The organism is Pseudomonas sp. LBUM1668 (assembly GCF_059695715.1).
The window spans coordinates 3129312-3147624 of the sequence record NZ_CP166787.1; the positions used below are offsets into that span (position 1 = coordinate 3129312).

The 18313-nt window shown below is 58.2% G+C and carries 14 protein-coding genes; 2 read left to right on the top strand and 12 right to left on the bottom strand.

Going from position 1 to position 18313, the window contains the following annotated elements; translation table 11 throughout:
- Window positions 1–94: 94 nt before the first annotated feature.
- The 9 genes from ACA061_RS14025 to ACA061_RS14065 form a co-directional block, all read right to left on the bottom strand.
- On the bottom strand, window positions 95–1462 hold the full coding sequence (locus tag ACA061_RS14025) for a TolC family outer membrane protein (protein WP_150615558.1): 1368 nt from the start codon (window positions 1460–1462) through the stop codon (window positions 95–97).
- A gap of 2 nt (window positions 1463–1464) precedes the next feature.
- Window positions 1465–2814 (bottom strand): HlyD family type I secretion periplasmic adaptor subunit, encoded by a 1350-nt coding sequence (locus ACA061_RS14030; protein WP_497299426.1) that lies wholly within the window; start codon window positions 2812–2814, stop codon window positions 1465–1467.
- A complete protein-coding gene (locus ACA061_RS14035) occupies window positions 2811–4589 on the bottom strand; it encodes a type I secretion system permease/ATPase (RefSeq protein WP_210552777.1) in 1779 nt (592 codons plus the stop codon). Before ACA061_RS14035 ends, ACA061_RS14030 begins: the two co-directional genes overlap by 4 nt.
- Before the next feature lie 205 nt (window positions 4590–4794).
- On the bottom strand, window positions 4795–5220 hold the full coding sequence (locus tag ACA061_RS14040; protein ID WP_497301939.1) for an AprI/Inh family metalloprotease inhibitor: 426 nt from the start codon (window positions 5218–5220) through the stop codon (window positions 4795–4797).
- Between the two features lie 93 nt (window positions 5221–5313).
- A complete protein-coding gene (locus tag ACA061_RS14045; RefSeq protein ID WP_497299427.1) occupies window positions 5314–6780 on the bottom strand; it encodes a serralysin family metalloprotease in 1467 nt (488 codons plus the stop codon).
- 449 nt (window positions 6781–7229) lie between these two features.
- The gene (locus tag ACA061_RS14050) at window positions 7230–8315 is read right to left on the bottom strand and encodes a polyamine ABC transporter substrate-binding protein (RefSeq protein ID WP_497299428.1); all 1086 of its coding nucleotides are present in this window, start codon (window positions 8313–8315) and stop codon (window positions 7230–7232) included.
- 56 nt (window positions 8316–8371) lie between these two features.
- Window positions 8372–8716, bottom strand: a complete 345-nt coding sequence (locus tag ACA061_RS14055) for a cupin domain-containing protein (protein WP_150603870.1) — start codon at window positions 8714–8716, stop codon at window positions 8372–8374.
- A 30-nt stretch (window positions 8717–8746) separates the two neighbouring features.
- Complete coding sequence (locus ACA061_RS14060; protein WP_497299429.1) at window positions 8747–10153, bottom strand: NAD(P)/FAD-dependent oxidoreductase; 1407 nt, start codon at window positions 10151–10153, stop codon at window positions 8747–8749.
- A gap of 52 nt (window positions 10154–10205) precedes the next feature.
- On the bottom strand, window positions 10206–11021 hold the full coding sequence (locus ACA061_RS14065; protein ID WP_210552782.1) for a helix-turn-helix domain-containing protein: 816 nt from the start codon (window positions 11019–11021) through the stop codon (window positions 10206–10208).
- Window positions 11022–11284: 263 nt separating this feature from the next.
- Here ACA061_RS14065 and ACA061_RS14070 point away from each other — a divergent pair, with 263 nt between their 5' ends.
- Window positions 11285–11557 carry a DUF1652 domain-containing protein gene (locus tag ACA061_RS14070; protein WP_150603867.1) on the top strand — a complete coding sequence of 91 codons (273 nt, stop codon included), beginning with the start codon at window positions 11285–11287 and terminating at the stop codon, window positions 11555–11557.
- A gap of 50 nt (window positions 11558–11607) precedes the next feature.
- Here the strand turns inward: ACA061_RS14070 and ACA061_RS14075 are convergent, their stop codons facing one another.
- The gene (locus ACA061_RS14075) at window positions 11608–14082 is read right to left on the bottom strand and encodes a UvrD-helicase domain-containing protein (RefSeq protein ID WP_497299430.1); all 2475 of its coding nucleotides are present in this window, start codon (window positions 14080–14082) and stop codon (window positions 11608–11610) included.
- A gap of 277 nt (window positions 14083–14359) precedes the next feature.
- Here ACA061_RS14075 and ACA061_RS14080 point away from each other — a divergent pair, with 277 nt between their 5' ends.
- Window positions 14360–15055 (top strand): pirin family protein, encoded by a 696-nt coding sequence (locus ACA061_RS14080; RefSeq protein WP_150603865.1) that lies wholly within the window; start codon window positions 14360–14362, stop codon window positions 15053–15055.
- Window positions 15056–15130: 75 nt separating this feature from the next.
- Here ACA061_RS14080 and pgm read toward each other — a convergent pair whose 3' ends face one another.
- A complete protein-coding gene (pgm, locus tag ACA061_RS14085; protein WP_150615550.1) occupies window positions 15131–16777 on the bottom strand; it encodes a phosphoglucomutase (alpha-D-glucose-1,6-bisphosphate-dependent) in 1647 nt (548 codons plus the stop codon).
- 105 nt (window positions 16778–16882) lie between these two features.
- Window positions 16883–18283, bottom strand: coding sequence for an aminotransferase-like domain-containing protein (locus ACA061_RS14090; RefSeq protein WP_150615549.1), 1401 nt, complete (start codon window positions 18281–18283; stop codon window positions 16883–16885).
- Window positions 18284–18313: the final 30 nt, after the last annotated feature.

Consider the following 18313-nt stretch of genomic DNA (forward strand, 5'->3'; position numbering starts at 1 on the left):
GGCAGCTCCTACAGGGGCATGCATATTTCTGGATTAATCACTTTCCTGCTCTGTGTAGGAGCTGCCGAAGGCTGCGATATTTTGATCTTCGGTGTTATCGAGTTTTTGGGCCTTGTCCAAACGCCTCATCCACCCGCGCCAGATCCTGCTCATTCAAGGTGCCGGCGTAGTAATGCAACTTGGTCCACGCCATCAAATAGTCGTACCGCGCCTGTGCCAGATCGCGGCGGGTGGTGAACAGTTGTTGCTCGGCGTTCAACGCGTCGAGGTTGGTCCGCTCACCGCCGAGGATGCTTTGCTTGGTCGACACCACCAACGCTTCCGCCGAGCTCAGGGCCTTTTGATAGGCGCGCAATTTATTCACCCCCGACAAGCAAGCGCTGAACTGGCGACGCAGTTCGATCAGTGTCTCGCGGGTCTTGCCGTCCAGTTCGTACTCGGCCTGTTCCATGGTGCGGCTGGCCTGACGGGTCGAGGCCGACACGCCGCCACCGGCGTACAACGGCACGCTCACTTCGAGGCCGATGGTGTTGGTTTCGTAACGCTGGTTGTAGGTGTTGCCGCTTTCCGATTCGTTCTGGCGCATCGAGGCGTAGGCATTGATTTTCGGCAAGTGCCCGGCGCGGTTGCGCTCGACCTCGTAGCGCGCCACTTCCACAGCCTGGCGTTGCGAGGCCAGATTCGGGTTATTGCTGACCGCCATTTCGTGCCAGGTATCAAAATTGGCTGGCTGCAGTGCGAAGGTCTGGAAATTCTGATCCAGCGGCGCCAGATCACCGATATCCACGGCCGGCACGCCGACCAGTGCGCCCAGTTCGCGCAGCGCCGCGTCCTGCTCGTTACGCGCCTCGATCTCCTCGGCGGTCGCCAGTTCATAACGCGACTCGGCTTCCAGAATGTCCGTGCGCGTGCCTTCACCCTGCTTGAACATGTGTTCGTTTTGCTGGAATTGCTGCTCGTAAGCCTTCTTCTTCGCCAGCGCAATATCAATCTGGTCCTGGGCAAACAAGGCTTTGGTGTAGTTATCTAGCACGCGCACCAGCAGTTCCTGGCTCTTGCCGCGAAAGCTTTCGTCGGCAAACAGCGACTGCGCCACGCCCTTGCGATACGCCGCATAAGCTTCGTAATCGAGCAGCGGTTGTTGCAGGGTCAGGGCCGAGCCGTAACTGCTGTAATTGCGGTCATCGGTTTTATTGCGCGCCCGTTCATCAAGGGACGTGGCCTTCGACGAGTTACGGCCCTTGTTGTAGGTGTAACCGATTCGCGGCAGCAGCCCGGCACGGCCAATGGCGCGGTTTTCCAGGCCAGCATCACGCTCCTTGATTGCGCCGAGGAACACCGGGTCATTGCGCAACGCCTGTTCGTAGATCTCAAACGGCCCCATGGCCGCTACGACTGAGTGACTCGCGAACAGCGTCAGTGCTGCCGCGAGCATGCAAAGCTTATTCATACAGCTGAACATCCTTATTCTTCGGTCAACGCAGAGTTGGCGCGGTCGAGCAGCGGTTTGAACAGATAGTTGAGGAGCGAACGCTCGCCGGTGCGCACAAACATTTCTGCCGGCATGCCGGGCTTGATCACCAGGCCGTGGAGTTTTTCCATGGCCTGATCACTGACGCTGCTGCGCAACACGTAGTACGGCACGCCGGTTTTTTCATCGACCATCTGGTCGGCGGAAATCAGGCTGACTTCGCCCGGCACACGCGGGGTTTTGCTCTGGTTGAATGCGGTAAACAGGATGTCCACCGGCAGATGCGGGCCGACCTTGTCGATCAGATTGATCGGCAGGTGCCCTTCCACCTCCAGGGTGGTGCCTTGCGGAACGATCTCCAGCAGGGTTTCGCCCTGACGCACCACGGCGCCTTCGGTGTGTACGCCCAGATTGACCGCCACGCCATCGGCGGTGGCGACAATCTCGCTGTGTTGCAGGTCGAAACCGGCGGAGGTCAGTTGCTCCGACAGCGTGACGCTTTTGAGCTGCGCCTCAGCCAGTTGCGTACGGACTTCCTTCTGATATTCCTCGCTGTGCTGCTGCAGCTTCAGGCGCGATTCAAGAATGCCCTGCTCTACACGCCCGCTTTCACCGGTGTTTTCCGCCAGTTGCTGCTGGACCTGCGAGAGCTGGCGCTGATATTCCATCAAGCGGTTGCGCGGGATGTAGCCGTTGTCGGCCAGCGGTTGCAGGTTGCTCAACTGTTGTTGCAGCGAAGAGGCCTGGGCATTGAGGTCGCTGCGCGCGCGGCGCATGCCGGCCAGTTGCGCGGTGGCGCCTTCGATGCTGGCGCGCAGTCCGGCCTGTTCGCGATAGAACGCTTCGCGGCGACTGCTGAACAACTGGCGCTGACCTTCCAGCACCAACGCCAGGCGCGGATCCGGGTCATTGCTCAACGCAGCCGGAAAGGTCACTTGCTTGAGGTTGTCGCGCTCGGCCTGCCAACGCGCCAGACTCGCCCAGGCCATGCGGTACTGCGCCTGCAGCGATTGGACATCGGCAGCGACTTGCGTCTGATCGAGGCGGAACAGTGGCTGGCCCTGCTTAACGATCTCGCCTTCGCGAACCAGAATCCGGCTGACCACACCGCTGCTCATCGACTGCACGGCTTTGCGTTTGCCCGACACCACCACGGTGCCCTGCACCGGGATGCCTTGATCCAGCGGCGCCAATGCCGCCCAGGTGAAGAAACTGCCCGCGCCGACAATCGCCAGAATCCAGCCCATGCGCGCGAAGAATTTCGCGTCACGTTCCGGGCGTTCAGCGATGTACGCGTGCTCCATGCTCGCTTCGTTTTCAGTGTTCATGTTTGCGCTGCTCATACACCGGAATTCCTTGTCGTGGGCTGATACTGCCGGCTCATGCTGAGCCCGCCCGGTGCTTGTGCAGGTTTCTCGCGTGGTTGTTCATTGGCGGCGCCGGACAGCGCCTTGAGCACGTCCTGACTCGGGCCGAAGGCCTGCAGACGACCCTCGTTGAGCACCAGCAGTTTGTCGGCCTGGGCCAGCACCGAAGAGCGATGTGTCACCAGCACCACAGTGGTGCCCTGGGCCTTGAGTTGCGCAATAGCGCTGGCCAGTGCTGCTTCACCCACGGTATCGAGGTTGGAGTTGGGTTCATCCAGCACCACCAGGCTAGGCGTGCCGTACATGGCGCGGGCCAAGGCCACGCGCTGTTTCTGGCCGCCAGACAAACCGCTGCCGTCCTCGCCCAACTGCGTGTCGTAACCTTGCGGCAGGCGCAGGATCATTTCGTGAACGCCAGCCTGTTGCGCCGCCGCCACGACTTTCTGCGGATCGGCCTCGCTGAAGCGCGCAATGTTCTCGGCGATGCTGCCGCTGAACAGTTCGATGTCTTGCGGCAGGTAGCCGATATAAGGGCCGAGTTGATCGCGATTCCAGCGGTGGATGTCCGCACCGTCCAGTCGCACCGTGCCGCCGAGAGTCGGCCACACACCGACCAGTACACGGGCCAGGGTCGATTTACCGGAACCGGACGCACCGAGCACACCCAGCACTTCACCCGCACCCAGATTGAAATTGACCATGTGCAAGGTCGCAGCGCGTTGCCCAGGGGGGCCGGCACTGACTTGCTCGAAGGTGATCTGGCCTTTCGGCGCTGGCAGGGCCATCGCGTCATCACTCGGCGGGAAGGCTTGCAGCAACGCATCGAGACGACGGTAAGCCAGCTTCGCCCCGCTCCACTGCTTCCAGACGGCGATCAACTGGTCGATCGGGCTGAGTACGCGGCCCATCAGAATGGAGCCGGCGATCATCATGCCGGCGGTCATGTCACCTTTGATCACAAGCAAAGCGCCGAGGCCCAGCACCAGTGATTGCAGGCACAGACGCAGGGTTTTGCTCAGCGAGCTGATCACCGCGCCGGTGTCGCTGGCCTGATTCTGCAAACCAAGAAAGCGCGAATGCACCTGGAACCAGCGTTTACGCAACGCACCGAGCATGCCCATCGCCTGAATGGTTTCGGCGTTGTGCAGGTGGCTGGTGGCCAACTGGCTGGATTGCTGCGAGAAACCGGCGGCTTCGCCCAACGGCTTTTTGGTCATGTATTCGTTGAGGCACGCCAAGGCGATCAGCAGCAGCGCACCGGCGGTGGCGAGCACACCGAGCCAGACGTTGAACAGGTAAATAACGAACAGATACACCGGAAACCACGGCGCATCGAAAAAAGCGAACAGTGCCGGCCCGGTGACGAATTGGCGAATGTGGGTCAAGTCGCCCAGCGACTGCCCGGCATTGCCCTCGCCCTTGAACAGGTTGCGTTCGAACGCCGCCTGGTACACCCGCAGGTTGAAGCGGCGCTCCAGTTGGCTGCCGATGCGGATCACGATGAAGCTGCGCACCACTTCCAGCAGGCCGATAAAGAGAAAGAAGCCGACAACCATCAGCGACAGCATCGCCAGGGTGGTTTCGTTCTGCGAAGACAGCACCCGGTCATAGACCTGGAGCATATAAATCGAGGGCACCAGCATCAGCACGTTAATCAGTGCCGTAAAGCATCCGACGCTGATCAGAATGCTTTTATAGTCACCCAATGCCTTGAACAAGGGCGCGGTGGCTGGGGCCTTCGCCATCTTCATTGATTATTCCTGAGATCTAACTCTCGCCAATCTTTGGCGAGACTTCAAATTGATTATCCGCGCAAAGCCGGAACATATTTACAGGGTATTCGCTTACAAATTCATAACAACTTGCGCTATTTAATGCGGTGCAGTTGAGATTGAACATGCCGCTTATAACCTGACAGTGAGGCTTTATATTAAAACCTTGTCGTCTGATAGATCTTTACGACTGTTGCGCAACGCGCTCCAGGGTAATTTTCAGACCTGACTTCAAAGTTGCCAGATAAAGCCCGTCACGTTGTCGGCTGAAGAACTGGATTCTTGAGCCCTCTTTACCAGTAATCGAAATACCGTCCGGCTCGGGAAACCAGCCAATCGGTGCCTCTTCAAGCCATGCCCCCAGGCAGTCAGCGCCTTTACCAATCGTCTGGTTGGATTGCAGATCGACAGCGCAGGTATTCGACGGTTTATCCTGCAGTTTTTGCGCTTCAGCGCTGTCATTGCTAGCGCTCAGCGTCGCCTGCCACTGACCGGCAAATACCGAGGGTTCTTCGAGCCTGAGGCTGCTTGCCATGCTTGTCTCTCCTGAAATCATCAGCGCCGCCATCAGCCACGCCACCGTCATGTAGGTAAAAACGTTTCGACTCATAGGAAATTTCACCCCGTTGCGTAGCCTTGCCTACAGGGCAAGACGATGCAAGCGAAGAAAGCGGCGCATCACGCGCCGCCCTCTTGTTTCACATCAAGCCACGATGTCGCTGGTTGCTGCCTGGCCAACGGTGCTGACCTGGAAGTCGGCCGCGCCGAATCCGGAGAAGTCCACCGAGAGCAGGCTGTTGCCGCCCGACGAGGTCAACACTGCATCGCCCGCCGCACCGGTGAAGGCGCTGACGAAGTGCAGGCCGGCGCCCTTGGTGATGCCGGTCAGGTCGATTTTGTCCAGACCGCTGACAAAATCGAGGATCTGATCGATCGCACCCGGCTTCGAATCGGAGCTGGCCGCGAACACGAACGTGTCCGAACCCGCGCCACCCCACAGCTTGTCGGCACCGCCAGCCCCGTAGAGGATGTCGTTGCCGGCACCGCCCTTGAGCTCGTTGGCCACGCTGTTGCCGATCAGCAGATCGCTGCCCGAACCACCGATGGCGTTCTCGATGATCGCGCCCTTGGCAATGGACACGTTACCCACCATTCCGCCAACGTCGGAGAACGAGGCGTCATTGAGGTTGATCTTCTGGTTTTGGGTAAACCCCGAGAAGTCCAGAGTATCCTTGCCGCCCGCATCCCAGACCGAGAACACCACTTTGTCACTCGACGACGAAGCGCTGAGGAAGTCGCGACCGGTGTTGGAGTTGAACCCGTAGGTGGTGTCACCGGTACGGGTGGTGGTGTTGGCGCCGTAGAGTTTCTGGATCGCTGCAATATCATCCATCAGCGGGCCGGAGGCATAGGCTTCCACACCGTTCTTGCTGAAGTTCTGGTTGGTGTTGCTCTCGCTCCAGTAACTCATGATGCTGTAGCCGCGGGTGTCTTGCCCGTAGGAAGCATCGTTATAGGTCGGGTTGCCATTACCGGCGTTGTAGTCGCCAGGGTGGGCCAGACCGAGGCTATGACCGATCTCGTGAGTCAGGGTCTGACGACCGTAGTTGTTCAGATCCGGGTTCTTGTTTTGCGTGTAGCCACTGTTGATCAGATACCACGAAGTGCCGTCATAACCATTGCCGGTGCCCGGCAGATAGGCAAACGCTGCAGCGCCGTCCTGACCACCGCTGTAGTTGCCGAAGGTCATGTGACCGTCACCGCCCGTAGCTTTTTCGGTGAAGGTGACGTTGGCGACATCGGCCCAGGATTGCATGGCGAGCTTGGCCTGGTTTTGTTGTTGTGTACTGAACTGACTGAACCCGCTGATCCCGTGCTTGTTCATCGTGCTCGATGAAGCAGAAGTCAGGAACGTGTAGGTGAGTTCGATCTTGCCGCTGCCGTCCTTGTCCAAGTAGGCAGCGCCGTCGCGCAGCAACTGGGTTGCGGCCTGGTCGACGGAAAAGGAGGGTTTGCCATTGACCGTGAGGTTGCCGCCGCGATCGTATTGATGGCTGAAGCTATTGATCTGGTTCCAGGCGGAGCTGGATGCTGCCAGCGACTGCGCAGCCCCTACAGGTTGGAAAGCCTGTTCGGCGGTATCAATAGCGTTCTTTTTAACTTTCGACATAAACACACTTCCTTGTTAAGCAATGGAACAGTTTTTGTCCGATAGCGACAATCTCTGGCGAGATCGTCCTATCACTCGCCCAATGAAGGCGTAAGAAACCTGACACAATTTGAAATCTGACGTAAAGCATTTTTTTGAATTCAAATCGGGCTGTTCCGGGAATCTCCCGTAAACAAAGCATGTGCGGTCGAAAGAATGTTTCAGACGTCTCGATTGCGCCTAATTGTCTGACGATTTTCTATTTAATTATTAAATATGGCTAAGTTGTTTTTTGTCGAAGGCGTCTCACTTTCTGCTACTTATTAGTGCAAGTGCCAGCGCATTGATATCAACCACATACATTACCCCCTGTAGGAGCTGCCGAAGGCTGCGATCTTTTGATCTTGCTTATACAAAAACAGATCAAAAGATCGCAGCCTACGGCAGCTCCTACAGGGGGAAATCGTGGGTCAGCTACCGGTACGAATCTTGTTCCAGACCCGAGTACGAATCCGATCAATATTCATCGGCATTGCCTCCAGCGCGAATAATCTGCCCAACATCTCCGGGGTCGGATAAACCTTGGTGTCGTTCTTGATTGCCGGGTCGATCAGGCTGTCGGCCTGCTCATTACCGTTGGCGTAGTGCACCGAGTTGCTGATGTCGGCCATCACATCCGGGCGCAACAGGTAGTTCATGAAGGCGTAACCGGCCTTCTCGTCCGGTGCGTCGTTCGGCATCGCGACCATGTCGAACCAGATCGGCGAACCTTCCTTGGGAACCGCATAGCCGATCTCGATGCCGTTCTTCGCCTCTTTGGCGCGGCTCTCGGCTTGCAGGATGTCGCCGGAGAAACCGACCGCCACGCAAATATCACCGTTGGCCAGATCGCTGGTGTACTTCGAGGAATGGAAATAGCTAACGTACGGCCGCACTTTCATCAGCAGCGCTTCGGCTTTCTTGTAGTCCTCGGGGTTTTTGCTGTGGTGCGGCAGGCCCAGGTAATTGAGCGCCGCCGGGAGCAATTCCGGGCCGTTGTCGAGGATGGCGACGCCGCACTTCTGCAGTTTTTCCATGTACTCGGGCTTGAAGATCAGGTCCCAGGAATCAACCGGCGCGTCGTCACCCAACACCGCTTTGATCTTGGCAACGTTGTAACCGATGCCGGTGCTGCCCCACAGATACGGGAAGCCGTGCTCGTTGCCCGGGTCGTTGGTTTGCAGGGCCTTGAGCAACACCGGATTGAGGTTTTTCCAGTTCGGCAACTGGCTCTTGTCGAGCTTCTTCAACGCGCCGCCCTGAATCTGCCGGGCCATGAAGTGGTTGGACGGAAAGACCACGTCGTAACCGGAGTTGCCGGTCATCAACTTGCCATCGAGGGTTTCGTTGCTGTCGTAGACGTCATACGTGACGCCAATCCCGGTTTCTTTCTGAAAATTTTTGGTGGTTTCAGGCGCGATGTAGCTGGACCAGTTGTAGACCTTGACCGTGTCGGCGGCGTGACTGATGGAGGCGGCCAGCAACAGCGGCGCCAGAGTGAGGGTTTTCTGGATCATGGGTCGATTCCTGTAGAGGCTATTGTTGTTTGGCAGGCAATCAAAAGATCAAGCAATCAGAAAATCAGCACGTAGCTCTTGCGCACGGTTTCCTGGATATCCCAGATGCCGAGCGTGTTGGCCGGCAACATCAATGCGTCGCCACCTTGTATGTGCAGGGTTTCGCCACCGTCGTCCGGGGTGAACGTGCAACGCCCAGAGATGAAATGGCAGAACTCCTGCGCGGTAATCTGCCGGCGCCATCGGCCGGGGGTGCATTCCCAGACGCCGGTTTCGACACCATCGTCGCGCTCGACGCTGGTGGTCGAGGCAATGGCGATCGGCTCGCCAAGCGGTACGGCGACCGGATTGGATTCATCGAGTTGTAGCGTGGCGGTGTTTTTGAACTGGGTGATGCTCATGGCGTTACCTGTCTTGTGAATAAACAACTGTCAGTGCATGAAACCTTCCATGAACCCGGCCACCTGGCTGGCGAGTTTGCGCCGCCATGGCGCAGTCGCCGGGTTGGCCAGAGTCTGATCTTCGTGAACAAAGCTTTTGATGATCGCGTTGTAGCCAAGCCAGCGGCACGGTTCCGGCTCCCAGGCACGCAGCGCATGAATCCCGCCGTCCGGCAGCACCCACGGCTGGTTAACCAGTTCGCTGTCGCGCTCAAGAATCAGATCGGCCAGGGTACGACCGCCGAGGTTGCTGGCACCGACGCCCTCCCCGCCATAGCCGCCGGCCAGTGCAATACCGTTGGCCCGATCGCAAAGCATGTGCGGCTTGAAGTGTCGGGACATGCCGAGGTTGCCGCCCCACGCGTGGGTGATCTGCACATTTTTCAGTTGCGGGAACAGCTCACCGAACAGATAGCGACGCAGCTCCACTTCATCGCGGGTCAGATCAAAGTTGTGGCGCAGCTTGCCGGCGAATTGATAACCACCACGGGCGCCGAAAATCAGACGGTTGTCGGCACTGCGCTGGCCATAGGTGACCTGGCGACTGAATTCGCTGAACGCCTGGCCGCGGCTGAGGCCGATCTCGTCCCAGGTAGCGGCGGACAGCGGCTCAGTGGCGACGATCAGGCTTTGCACCGGCAATTGGTAGCGCCCCAGAGGTGGCAATGTCACCGAATAACCTTCCACCGCCGGCACGATCCAGCGACTGCGCACATGGGCTTTGGCAGTGCGCAAGCTGCCCGACTGCCAGTGCGTAACGGGGCTGTTTTCGTAAATCTTCACGCCCATGCCTTGTACGGTGCGCGCCAGGCTGCGCACCAGTTTGGCCGGGTGAATGGTCGCGACATGCGGCGCGTAAATGCCACCGTAAGGTTTGGCGACACGAATCTGCTGTGCCAACTGCTCGGGGCTTAGCCAGCGGTAATCGTCGTCGGTCAGGCCCTGGGCGTGGAGTTTGGCCAGATAGTCGCGCAGCGTGGCTTCCTGTTCCGGATATCGCGCCGCGCAGTACAGCACGCCGCCCTTGCGGTAATCGCAGTCGATACCCTCAAGTTCGAGGACGACTTCCACTTCATCAGGAATGCTGTGCAGCAGATCAAACGACGCGCGGCGCTGCTCGGGGGACAGGCCGGCGAGCAAACGATCCTCGCCAAGCAGATTACCCATCAGCCAGCCGCCGTTGCGCCCGGATGCGCCAAACCCGGCGGTTTGTGCCTCGATAATCGCGACATTCAGGCCCGGCGCGTGCTTTTTCAGGTAGTACGCCGTCCACAGCCCGGTGTAACCGGCGCCGATGATTGCCACGTCGACGTCCAGATCCCGCTCAAGCTCGGGCCGCGCGATCAGCGGCTCGTCGAGTTGATCCATCCACAAACTGATAGTGCGCCACGCTGGCATGCAAGACTCCGCCACTGAAAACCTTCGATGGCGTTGATCCTATTGCGCAAGCTCAGGGAATGTCTTGCGCGCGTGTCCGCAAAGAAATTTGTTTAACGTAGGCCTTGGGTGACTGGCCGGTATGTTGCCGAAAACAGCTATAGAAAGCCGACAGCGAATTGAAACCCGCGGCGAACGCCAACTCATCGATGCGCACTGGCGGCACGGCATCGTCCAGTGACTTGAGCAGATGTTGCAGCCGCGCGTGGTTGACGTAGCGGTAGAAACTTTGCCCGAGCACCTGATTAAGCAGGTAGGAAATCTGATTGCGGCTGTACCCGCACTCCTTCGCGACCCGTTGCAGGTCAAGCTCTGCATCGAGATACGGTTGCTGACGTTCAAAGTATTGCTGCAGATCGTCGGCCATAAAACTCAATTGTCGCGGCGACAGGCCCAGGCGACTGACGGCCGGGCGCTGGCTCGGCGCTGTCGTATTGCCGGCCTGCGCACGCACCAGTGAGGCGTATTCATTGACGCGCCAGATCAGCCCGTCCTTTACCGTGATCGCCTCGCTGGAGCGGAACGACACCAGCCCCTCGCCGCCGCGCAGGGTCACTTCGTACTGAATGAACGCCGTGTTGCCGTCGACGCGAATGCGGTCGCAATGCTCAAGCGCTTCGTCGGATTCACGCGGCATGCTCACACGCACGTACTCGCGCAACTCGTCGAGGCCGAGCACGCGGTTCTGGAAGAAATCGCTGTATTGAATCTCCGGGTGATACAGCGCCATGACGCTGTCCAGATCGCGGTGTTTCCAGCTCAAGTGATAGCGCATGACCGTGGCGGTCGTGGCCTGGGTCTGTGCGGGGCCGTCGTCGTCGGCGTGCATAAGGAGCTCGGCGAAAAAGAACCGAGCTTGCCCAAGTTCGGCACGGGCATCAATGACTAATCCGTGGTGGCATTTTGGCGATGAGTGCGTAGGCCGTGACCTACATCAAAAAATACGAATCAATCGCAAAATGAACTGAAAATTCTCACAGGAATTTCACATTGAGATGCTACTTTTAATGTCAGTCACCGGTTGAGCCAATGAAGGCTCTTCCCACCTAACATGAGCTAAAGGAAGCGCTCGATGAAGAAGGCGGGCAACACATGAATAAAGGGTCAAGCAAAGTCACGTTCCCCAACGCCTGCCAGCTGATGCGCTGGCATTTTCATCCCATGGGTTTCGAGGCAACGATGGATGCACCGGGCAGCATGATTGCCCGATTGTTTGATCGAGCCAGTGGTGAAACCATGATCGCTATCGCTGGCATCCCGTGCGCAACGGTGATGAATGCGGCAGACGTCGAGCGAATTATCGAGGCTGTGGAGGATGAGCTGGATGCTTTCATACCTCCAGAGTCTCTCAGGAATTACGCATAACCGTTTGATTTACAACAAAAAGCCCGCATTGATGCGGGCTTTTTTGTGGGTCACGCGGTTTGCTTTTCTGCTCGATGATCAGCGAAGAATGGCTTGCCTTTCGCCACGCGATCGGACGCTTTGGGCATGTTCACCGCTTGCGCCTCCTGCGGCTCGACATACCAGTAACAATGGCTGACCGCGCGGGTAATCCCTACGTACGCCAGGCGTAAAATTTCGTCCTTTTGCGCGCTGTCGTACGGCTCACTGTCACCGGTTTTGCCCAATCCGGCCATGCGATACACCTGATTTTTGTAGGGGGAACTGGTCAGGTGCTGACAGTCACCCAGCAGAAACACCGCGTCTGCCTGCAGACCCTTGGCGCTGTGATAGGTCAGTTGTCTCAAGCGGCGAGCTTCGTACGGCAAGCTAGAATCAACATTAACTACAGACTGAATATGCTGCTCAATCAATAACTTATCGCTGCTTTTTCGATAAAGCATCAAGATTGAATGTCCTTGTCGATAGTGCTCTGCAAGGCGCTCGCCCAGTGCCTGATCGTCGCGCTCCAGCACGTTGACCGGCTGCAATGGCTTGGGCTCACCGCTCGCCTTGGCCTTCTTGCCGGGGATCGCCGGCGCGGCACGTACGATGTGTTCCGCCGCATCGATGATGTGCTGATGACTGCGATAGTTGTCGCTGAGCATCACACGCGTGGTGCTCGGCGACGGGAATTCCTTGTTGAACTCCATGAAATAGCTCGGTGAACTGCCGCGCCAGCCATAAATCGATTGCCAGTCATCCCCCACACATAGCAGCGACGAGCGCTGCGCGCCTCGCCCGACATGCATGGCCGGCCCACGGCTGCGAATCTCCGAGAGGCTCGCGCGTATCCACGAAACGATCTGTGGCGAAACGTCCTGAAACTCATCGATCATCAGGTGCGACATCGGTCGCAGCAGTTCATCGCTGAGCAGTTTGAGGTTTTCCGGCGAGTGCTCGCTGAACAGCGCGAACATGCGGTTGTAGGTCATGATCGGGGGTTTCTGGTCGAGCAGATGATCTTCCAGGGCGCGCCAAAACAGGCTCAACGCCTCAAAGAAAAACCGGTCGGGGTCATCTTTGGCGAAACTCATTCGGCCAACAGCGTCTGGCACGTCCAGCCCCAGGTTCTCGATAAAACCGGCCGCGGCGACAAAACAGTCGAGCAACGGCGCTGAAGCGAGTTCGCCTTTAACCTTGTAGTCGAAGCCCGGGCCGGCACTGGCATCGCCCGCCAATGTCGCCAAAATACGCTTCGATGAGTCGTAACTATCCAGCCATATCAAAGGCTTACGGCAGAAAGCTTGAAACAGGGTGCGCTTTACTGCCCATTCTGCACGTATCGAAAGCTTCGCATTGGGTCGGCTCAGCTGCGCGTTTTCCCGGGGATCGAAACCGAGCACGACCCACGCGTCGAGGCTTGGAATGTAGCCATGGCAGTGGAATTTAGCGCCGTTGATTTCGAAGGTCTGGCGGTTTGGCTCAATGCCTTTGATAGGCCAGGCACCGGCGCCGAACCACAGATCTTCGATGGCATCGCACAGTTCTTCATCGCGTTTGGCCGCCAGCTCGGTGACAGCCATGCGCTTCTGCACATCAGGGTGATCACGCTCCAGCTCCTTGAGCTGCAAACCGGCCTTGGACATCGGCTGAATCAGTTGGCGGAAACGTTCGTCCTGAGTGAACAAGCGGTGATAGCAGGCATTGAGCTGTTGGCGCTGCGCGTCGTTGATACGCAGATCGAACGGATTGCTGTCGACCTCCTCGTCAGCGCCGGGCGCTCGATGGCTGAGGTTCTCGAAAGCCTGCAAACGCTCGAAACCCGCGAGGCTGCGCACCATCGGCAGGATTCGCGAGTGGAAGGTTCGCACCAGTTCCCGCGCCTGTTTCAGGCTCAACGCTCGCCCCCAAAGCGCAAACAGCTCGATCAACTTGTTGATGAAGTCCTTGCGCGACTCGCGGGTGAAGGTCACCACGGTCATCGAGTCGAGCTCAAAGCCCAGATAGTGAGTCAGCAATAGAATGCGCAGGACCAGCGTGGTCGACTTGCCCGCTCCGGCGCCGGCCACCACAGAGGTCGATGGCGTATCGCTGAAAATCATTTTCCACTGCGCAGTGCTTGGCTGAGCGTGTGCGGGGAGTAAACGCGCGACATCAGCCTTGATGCGCTTCTTCAGCTCCGCAGTGAGCGGCAGACGCCAGTCGTCGAACAGGAGATTGTCCACGCTTGGCGGACGATGTTCGGTGTTGCGGCTGTCGCGGATCAGCAACACTTGCCGACCTTCTTCAAACCCCTCGAGCTTGCCCTCTTTATACCCGTACTCGACACCCGCGGTGTGACCGCTACGAAAGCCATCCGCCTGACCATGCAGCCACGAAGCACGGTGTTGCGCGCGCAAACGCGTCAAACCGTGGCCGAAGAAACGTGCGGCCATACGTTTGAACCACGGCATCTCGGCCAATGGGCGAAGTTCGGGAGGAAGATCGGGGGTTTGTTGCGCCACGCTGACGGGCTCCAGTGGGTAAGGCTGATGAGGGCTATGGTGTCTTTATTTAACGCTGAGTTCTAGCGAAATGCTTACGCTTCATTGGTTTAGGCGATGAACTGAAGGTGGAATGAGAAATTCTCGAGTTTTTTTTGATCGACTTATTCGATGCTGATGCCGCACTTTTTACGCTTTTTATCGATACTTGGCTGATAGATGATCGCCGTCATAAACCACCGGTCTTGGGCCGGGCGCAATAAATGCGCCCCGTCATTAACCTTTTGAGGAGACGATCATGCTTGAACTCAGACCTTTCAACACACTGGGCGGCGCCCATCATGGCTGGTTGGATGCCCATCACCATTTTTCGTTCGCCGAGTACTACGACCCACAGCGTATGAGCTGGGGCAATCTGCGGGTGTGGAACGATGACGTAATCGCCGCGGGCAGCGGTTTTCCGCAGCACCCGCACCGCGACATGGAAATCATCACCTACGTGCGCGAAGGTGCGATTACTCATCAGGACAACCTCGGCAACAAGGGCCGCACCGAGGCTGGCGACGTGCAAGTCATGAGTGCCGGCACTGGTATCGCGCACAGTGAATACAACCTCGAAGCCCAGGACTCCAAAATCTTCCAGATCTGGATCCTGCCCACCGAAACCGGTGCCCCGCCGTCCTGGGGTGCAAAACCCTTTCCCAAAGGTCAGCGTGAAGGGTTTGTGACACTTGCCAGCGGTAAGGATGGCGATGATCAGAGCCTGCGTATCCGCGCCGATGCACGCTTGGTGGCGGCGAACATCAAGGCTGGGGAAACGGCGGAATATCGTCTCGACGAAGGACGCCGCGCCTATCTGGTACCGGCTACGGGTGTGATTGAAGTCAATGGCTTGCGTGCACAAGCTCGAGACGGCGTGGCGGTTGCGCACGAGCAGGTGCTGACCGTTACTGCGATTGAAGACAGTGAGATTGTGTTGGTGGATCTGGCTTGATCGCCTGATTGCAGGCAAAAAAAGGGGCAACCACAATGGTTGCCCCTTTTTTTGGCCCGTAGCCCTGTTTTCAGCTTATTTGCTGGAAATGGCGCCATCCACCAGAGCTTGCGCTTCAACCACCAATTGCTTGAGGTGTTCGTCGCTGATGAAGCTTTCGGCGTAGATCTTGTAGATGTCTTCGGTGCCTGACGGACGCGCCGCGAACCAGCCGTTCTCGGTCATCACCTTCAAACCGCCAATCGCCTGATCGTTGCCCGGTGCGTGGCTGAGAATGCTTTGAATCTTCTCGCCCGCCAATTCGGTCGACGTGACTTGCTCCGGCGACAGCTTGCTCAGCAGCGCTTTCTGCTCCGGATTGGCCTTGGCGTCTACGCGCACCGAGAACGGCTCGCCCAGTTCATCCGTCAGCGCCTTATAGGCCTGGCTTGGATCGCGTCCGGTGCGAGCGGTCATTTCTGCCGCGAGCAGTGCCGGGATCAGACCGTCCTTGTCGGTGCTCCATACACCGCCGTCCTTGCGCAGGAACGATGCACCGGCGCTTTCCTCGCCACCAAAACCCAGGGAGCCGTCGAACAAGCCGTCCGCAAACCACTTGAAACCGACCGGCACTTCGTAAAGACGACGCCCCAGACGCTTGGCCACGCGATCGATCAGACCGCTGCTGACCACGGTTTTACCCACACCAGCATCGGCACGCCACTGCGGACGGTTCTGGAACAGATAATCGATGGACACCGCCAAATAGTTGTTCGGCGCGAGCAAGCCACCGGAAGGGGTCACGATGCCGTGGCGATCGTGATCTGGATCGCAGGCAAACGCCACATCGAAACGCTCCTTCAAACCGATCAAGCCTTGCATCGCATGGCTCGATGATGGGTCCATGCGAATCTGGCCATCCCAATCGACGGTCATGAAACGGAAGGTTGGATCGACTTGCTTGTTCACCACGTCCAGATCCAGACGATAGTGCTCGGCAATCGCCGACCAGTAGCGCACCCCTGCTCCACCCAGCGGATCGACACCCAGATGCAGTTTCGCATCACGAATGGCATCGAAGTCGATCACGTTGATCAGATCAGCCACGTAAGTATTCACGTAGTCATGACGATGGGTGGTGCTGGCCTTGAGCGCCTGCTCGTAGCTGATGCGTTTCACGCCAGCCAGTTTATTCGCCAGCAGTTCGTTGGCCTTGGCTTCGATCCACTTGGTGATATGGGTGTCGGCCGGCCCGCCATTTGTTGGATTGTATTTATAGCCACCGCTTTGTGGCGGATTGTGCGACGGCGTGATGACGATGCCATCGGCCAGGCCCGAAGTACGGCCGCGGTTGTAGCAAAGAATGGCATGGGAAATGGCCGGCGTCGGCGTGTACTCGTCACCTTCGGCGATCATCACGGTCACACCGTTCGCCGCCAGCACTTCCAGAGCGCTGGCACCCGCGGGGGTCGACAACGCGTGGGTGTCGATGCCGACAAACAGCGGCCCGGTGATCCCTTGGGCCTCGCGATACAGGCAGATCGCCTGACTGATCGCCAGCACGTGCCATTCGTTGAAACTCAGGTCGAAAGAACTGCCCCGATGCCCCGACGTGCCAAACGCCACACGCTGCGTGGAAATGGAAGCGTCAGGCTGGCCGGTGTAATAAGCCGTTACCAGTCGCGGGATATCGACCAACAATTCTGCCGGTGCCGGTTTGCCCGCAAAAGGACTGAGTGTCATGCAAAACCTCTGAAATAGAGTGATTCAGGAATAGAGCGCAGTTTACTGGCAGTTTGACCGCAGTGCGATGGGATCTATCCGGAACACTTCCGATGTTTTTTAACGTTAACCCTCGGGTGCCAGACGCAATGCGTCGCCCAGCAGCCCGACGACATTGGCCAGATCGTGGTCCCCGTGGCTCAACGAGCTCAAGCGCAGATGGTGCGCGTGCAAACCCTGCAGGCTGAACAACTCCCCTGGCGCGATGATGATCTGTTGCTTGAGCAGGCGCTGAAAGACATTCCCCATGTCCACCGGACGCAACGAGCTTACCCAGACTGTCGCCCCGCCCTGCGGCTCGACAATCTGCAGCGAGTCGCCCAAGCGCTCGCGCAATAACTGGATCAACTGCGTCCGTCGCTCCTTGAGCATCCGCCGCAGTACCGACATATGCTGGTCCAGCCGCCCGCCGCCCAGCAGTCTCGCAATCGCTTTCTGGCGGATCAGCGACAAGCTGAACGCGCGTAACAGGAAATGGCGTTGCAACTCACTGCGCCAATGGCGCGACAGGATAAAACCGAAAGGCGCCTCTGCACCGATGAACTTCTCGAACGTGGAAAACACCAGCAGGCGATCCGGGTCCAGCCAGTCGCGCAGGCGTCGGGATTCGATCCCTTCATCGAGCTCGCTGTAGCAATCGTTTTCCAGAACCCAGGTGCCATGACATCCGAGCAGATGGGCGATGGCCTGCCGATTGGGCGCAGATAGCAGGCTGCCGTGGGGCATGCTCAACGCTGAGGACAACAGGATCAGTCGTACCGGTTCGGTCTTGAGTAAAGACTCCAGGCGCTGCGGATCAATCACCCCGTCGGCGAGCAGCGGCAACTCGATCACGCGTACTTCGGCTGACTCCAGCAGACGCAGGATCACCCAGTCACACGGCGACTCAACCACCACGGTGGCCCCACGCAACTCGAGTACCGAAATCAGAATTTCCAGTACCCCGCGCAAATCGGCGCCGATATAGACGTCATCGGCATGCCAGCAATTCACCGTCGATGAGGTGTAACGCGCAGCCAGAACGGTGCGCAACTCCAGCTCACCGCAAGGCTGCACCAGTATTTGCGGCTGTCGCGGATACTGGCGTAGCAACTCCCGCTCAAGCATCAATAAAGGACGGTCCAGCGGTTGCAGCGAAGCCGGCTCATCAGCGCTCAGTACACACATGCCCGGTCGCTTGGCATTGACGTAGACGGTTTCGAGCAGATCCCTGCCACAACCGGGCAAGTCCAGCGCGGGCAGTGCTTGCGCGTAATAACCGGATTTGGCGATTGAATAAACCCGACCCTCCTTTTCCAGCAACGAATAAGCGTACTGGACGGTCGAGATCGACACATTGAGTCGATCAGCCAGTTGCCGCAAGGATGGCAAGCGCCCTGCCGCGCCGCTCCCTGCTTCCTCGATCAGTAACGTCAGGTAGCGATAAACAGCCTGATAAACAAAGTCGTTTTCCCGCGACGTTTTCACGAGCCGGCATCCATTGGCTGTGATTCAGGG